This is a genomic window from Bradyrhizobium sp. (assembly GCF_019244115.1).
Lineage (GTDB): Bacteria > Pseudomonadota > Alphaproteobacteria > Rhizobiales > Xanthobacteraceae > Bradyrhizobium.
In genome coordinates this window covers 1-4,804 of sequence record NZ_JAFATE010000830.1, presented here as the reverse complement: position 1 = coordinate 4,804, position 4,804 = coordinate 1, and the positions used below count along the sequence as shown (strand labels likewise).

The window sequence follows — 4,804 nt, the reverse complement described above, 5'->3', positions numbered from 1 at the left end:
GCCGGGCGCGAGCAGGATAAGCGGTAGGAGCTGTATCAGCCGCCCATAGCCCGGTCCCGCCTCATCCCGCATGCCGCCCCCGCTAATTGGCTATCACCCAGGAGGTGAAGCGCTTCTCCGCCGCCGGCCCGTTCCCCGCCCACCATTCGTCATCGGCGATGACCGAGACGGCGAGATGGTTGGGCGATGTCGCGAGGTACTCGCGGACCGATTCCGGCAGCAGGGCGGCAGTGCCGTTATTGCCGCCGGCATAACCGCTGAGCTTCGCCTGCTCAGCCTGACGCTGTGGGTCCTGCATCCAGGCGATCAGCTTCATCGCGTTATCGAAATGCTTCGCCCCCTTCGGCACGACCCACCATGAGCTGCGCAGGATCGCGCCCTCCCAGGCGACGCCGAGCGGCGCCTTGTCCTTGACCACCAGCTGGTATGGCCGCCCGTTCCAAGTGGTACCCATGACGCAGTCTTTGTTGACCACCGCCTGGACCGACTGCGCGCCGGTGGTCCACCATACGCTGACATCCTTCTTAATCTTGTCGAGCTCCTGATAGGCCTTGTCCTGATCGATCGGGTAGACTTTGTCGCGCGCGACGCCGGCGTGCAACGCACCGAGCTCGAGATTGTCGACCGCACCCTTCCAGAGGCAGCGCGGCCCGGGGAAGTCCTTCTGGTTCCACAAGTCCATAAGGCTCGTCGGATGTTTGCCGGAGAGCGGGAATACCTCGGTGTTCCAGGTCAGGATTGCCGAATAGGGGCCGTCCCAGATGCCGTAGTCGGTAAGCGCGTCCTTTGGCAGCTGATCGACTGGAAGCTTGGAACGGTCGAGCTTGGCGAGCAGCCCCTCCTTGACGGCGCGCGGGAAATCGCCGCCGTCGATCTCGGTGATGTCCCATTCGACATTGCCGTTCGTCACCATCGCCTTGAGCTTGGCGTTGTCGACTGGGGCGCTCGAGACCACCTTGATGCCGGTCGCCTGCGTGAACGGATCCCAGTGGATCTTGCGATTCACATCATCGAGCACGCCGCCCGATGAATTGATGTAGACAACCTGGTCCTCTGCCCGCGCGCGTGCCGGGAGAACCCCCAATCCAATGACGGCAGCTGCCAGGGCAACCGCCGCTTCGCCCATCCGATCTCGCATCGCTTCCTCCTTCTCCACATTGAAACGTTTTTTCGCTCGCTCGCGCCCGCGTCAGGGCGCCGGAAATAGTCCCATGTCGGCGCCGTCCCAGCCGATCCTAACCTGGTCCCCAACTGCGACAAGGTCCTTGCGGTTACCGGCAACCTCGACACTGACCAGCTCGCCGCTTGTGAGTGCGCAGCGGATGTCGACGACGTTGCCGACGAAGGTCACCTTTTCCACCCGGGCGGCGAAGGCGATCTCGACCGCCCCCTCGCCGATGCGGACGAACTCGGGACGCACGGCAACATGGCAGGCGCGCCCCGCCGCAACTCCCGGAAACGTGGGGGCGCGGATTGCGATCCGGCCCGCGGTTTCGAGCAGGACCGAGCCGTCGCCCAGGACCTCGCGCACGCGGCAGTCGAAGAGATTGGTCGACCCGACGAAGTCGGCGACGAAGCTGCTCACCGGATGACGGTAGACGGTGACTGGGTCGCCGATCTGCAAAATCCGCCCGGCCCGCATGACCGCGATCCGGTCGGACATGGTGAGCGCCTCCTCCTGATCGTGCGTGACGTAGATGCAGGAGATGTGCAGATCCTGCTGCAGCTGCCGCAGCTCGATTTGCATGTGCTTTCGTAGCTTGCGATCAAGCGCGCCGAGGGGCTCGTCCATTAGCAGCACTGAGGGCTCGTAGACGAGGGCGCGGGCGACCGCAACCCGTTGCTGTTGGCCTCCCGAGAGTTGCGCCGCGTAGCGATCGCCGAAACCGAGGAGGTTGATGCGGGCTAGCACCTTCTCGACGCGGCGCTGGAGCTCCGGTCCCTTCATTGCACGAATACGAAGCGGATAGGCGATGTTCTCGAAAACCGTCAGGTGCGGGAACAACGCGTAGTTCTGGAAAACGAATCCGATGCCGCGGCGCTGCGTCGGCGCATCGGAAACATCGCGGCCGTCAATGAAGATCCGGCCTTCGCTGGGCGTCGTCAATCCTGCAATTATACGCAGCATGGTGGATTTACCCGAGCCACTCTGCCCCAGTAGCGTTACAAACTCGCCGGGCATAACCTCCAGCGAGACATCTTCGAGCGCGGTGAAGGTGCCAAACCGATGGGTGACGTGCTCGAGCCGAACTGCCGCCGGGCGCCGAGCGGGATAGGCACCCGCATTCACGTTCCTCCGATCGCCGCTCGTCGCCGCTGCGCTTGACGGCTGAGCGCGCTGCGCTGGGCCCTCCGCCCGGCCCTTGTCGACGGCTGTCATCCTGTCGCCACCTGAGATCCAGCCGGCACGCCGCCGATCGTGCCACGCTGACGCAAACCGGCAATCTCGGTTGGCGCCAGGCCTAGCACGCTCGAGAGGATTTCGTCGGTGTGGCCATCGAACAGCGGGGCAGGAAAATGCGTCCCGACTGCTGCTCCGGCGATGCGAAAACCAGCGCCTGGGTGCGGCTTGAGGCCGACTACGGGATGTTGCACCAGCTCGAAGAATTGCCGGGCGGCGAGATGCGGGTCCTCAAGCAGCTCGCCAACTTTCAGGACGGCGCCGGCCGCCACGCCTGCCGCAAGGCAGCGCTGCATCACTTCATACTTGTCGCGCGTGCGGCTCCAGGCGCAGAGCGCGGCATAGGCCGCCTCGGAGTCTCCGCCCTCCGTGAGTATCTCGATCCCGGTTAGGGTGGCGAGCGCCTTCAGCTGCTCGGGCACCGCTGCGGTTACCGCGATCCAGTTGTCCTCGCCGGCACAGGGCAGCACCGCGTTGAGGAGAAGATCGGCGCGGGAGTTGCCGCTCGGCTCCTGTATGGTTGAGGCGAGCTGATAATGCAGAACCGCGTCGCCGATCATGTGCAAGACACATTCCTGATGCGAGATATCGAGCCAAATGCCTTGTCCCGTTTCCGCCCGTTTCTGGAGTCCGAGTATGGCTGCAAGCGCGCCATAATGCCCGACGAGTGGATCCGGATAGGCTATACCGGATCGGATTGGCTGTCCCGCTTCATAACCCGAAAGCCGCGCCAGCCCACCGGCGCCCTCCAGCGTCTCGCCGTAGCCGACGAAGTCGCGATAGGGACCTTGAGAGCCGAACGCTGGCATGGTGACCAGCACAAGGCGTGGGTTAATGGCATGGACCGCAGGCCAGTCGAGCCCCCACTTGGGAAGCACCCGCGCCGAGTAATTGTTGATAAGAACGTCGCTTTTTCGGATTAACTGCTGCATTAACGCACGCCCCTCGGCCTGGTCCATGTTGATCGCCGCTGAACGCTTGTTGCGATTCCACTCGTGGTAGTATCCGCCGATTTCATAATCAGGCGAGAAATCCTGTTTCTCTCGCGACACGTAGCGCGTCCCGTCGGGGCGGCGAGCTCCCTCAATCTTTATGACGTCGCCGCCTAGATACCCGAGCTGCAACCCCCCGAAGGGTCCCGCCCAGGCATGCGTCACATCGAGGATACGGATGCCGGCGAGTGGCAAAGCCGAGGGGTCAACCGGGAGCGCAGCGGTCCGACCACGGCGGGTCCAGCTGCCGCGGATCATGTGACGATGCTCATCGAGACCTGGCGCGACCGCTTCCCTCGATTGCCCCGATGACATCACGAAGGGCAGTTTCGGGTGCGCGAGAGTTCTCGCCGCTCCGGCCTCGACCATCGCGAAGTGATCGCGCGCGAGGAGTTGTGGGTCGCGCAGCAGCCCGGGCGCGTCGGAAACTATGCAAGACGGCAGACGATGGCGCTGGCACTCGGCGAGGGCCTCGCGCGAGGTGCGCGCGGCAAACCAGGCGACCATCGCCGTTTCAATTGCACTACCGTTGGCGGCCCGTCCCGCCAGGGTTGCGAAAAGGGGATCCTCAAGCCACTCCGGACGGTCCAGCATGGCGCAAAAGCCGCGCCATTGCGGCTCAATATAGACGCAGATCAGGAAAAATCCGTCCTTCGTCCGATAGACGTCCGTGAGTGGGGAACCCTCCTGGATTCGATTGCCGTGGCGGCTGCGCGTCACACCAGCATAGGTGTAAGAGTTGACGGTCGTGTCGAGCGCGCCGGCGAGCGCCTCCTGTTGCGAAACTTCGATCGAGCGGGCAACCCCGTCGTGCTGTGACCGCGTGAGAGCGGCGAGCGCAGCGGTAGCGCCGAGCACGCCAGCGAAAAGCGCTGGTTGGTGACCGTAGGGAAGCAGCGGCTCGCGCTCGGGCGAGCCGGTGAGATAAAGATGCCCGGCAAGCGCATACACTGTGAGGTCGCTGGCCGGCAGATTAGCGTACGGCCCGGTCGAGCCGAAGGGAGTAAGCGCCGTGACGACGATACCGGCTCGAAGGCCCCGCAGCCGCTCGAAGCCGAGGCCTGCATCGTGGGCCGCCTGTTCCGTCAGGTCGTGAATAACAAGATCGGCAGCCGCGATCAGCTCGTCGAGCTCGGTCCGATCAGCCGCGAGCTGCGCGTCGAACGCCACGCTGCGTTTGCCGCCGGCGAGATATAACCAGAGCGCGCTCACCGTGGTGCCGTCCTCGAGCGCCGCTCGTGGGGCCGCGTTGCGGAGCGGATGCCCTGTTTTCGGCTCAACCACCACGACATCCAGCCCCATTTCGGAGAGGAGCCTTCCACAGAACCCAACTGCCGCAGAGCTCCCGAGCTCGAGAACGCGCAGACGCGCTGCGCTCGGCCCGGCGTCGGCGCTCACCGCCAGCGCGCTT

3 protein-coding genes are annotated in these 4,804 nt (G+C 64.4%); all 3 read right to left on the bottom strand.

The annotated features are described in order from the left end of the window. Nucleotides 1-82: 82 nt before the first annotated feature. The gene (locus tag JOZ76_RS35140; protein ID WP_291705969.1) at nucleotides 83-1,138 is read right to left on the bottom strand and encodes an ABC transporter substrate-binding protein; all 1,056 of its coding nucleotides are present in this window, start codon (nucleotides 1,136-1,138) and stop codon (nucleotides 83-85) included. 51 nt (nucleotides 1,139-1,189) lie between these two features. Continuing rightward, the gene (locus JOZ76_RS35135) at nucleotides 1,190-2,380 is read right to left on the bottom strand and encodes an ABC transporter ATP-binding protein (protein WP_291705968.1); all 1,191 of its coding nucleotides are present in this window, start codon (nucleotides 2,378-2,380) and stop codon (nucleotides 1,190-1,192) included. Next, on the bottom strand, nucleotides 2,377-4,804 hold a 2,428-nt coding region (locus tag JOZ76_RS35130; RefSeq protein ID WP_291705967.1), incomplete at its 5' end, for a CaiB/BaiF CoA transferase family protein. The genes JOZ76_RS35130 and JOZ76_RS35135, both read right to left, overlap by 4 nt.

Excerpts from the sequence above, each read along its gene's own strand:
- JOZ76_RS35140 (WP_291705969.1), bottom strand. The coding sequence starts at position 1,138 with ATGCGAGATCGGATGGGCGAAGCGGCGGTTGCCCTGGCAGCTGCCGTC.
- JOZ76_RS35135 (WP_291705968.1), bottom strand. The coding sequence starts at position 2,380 with ATGACAGCCGTCGACAAGGGCCGGGCGGAGGGCCCAGCGCAGCGCGCT.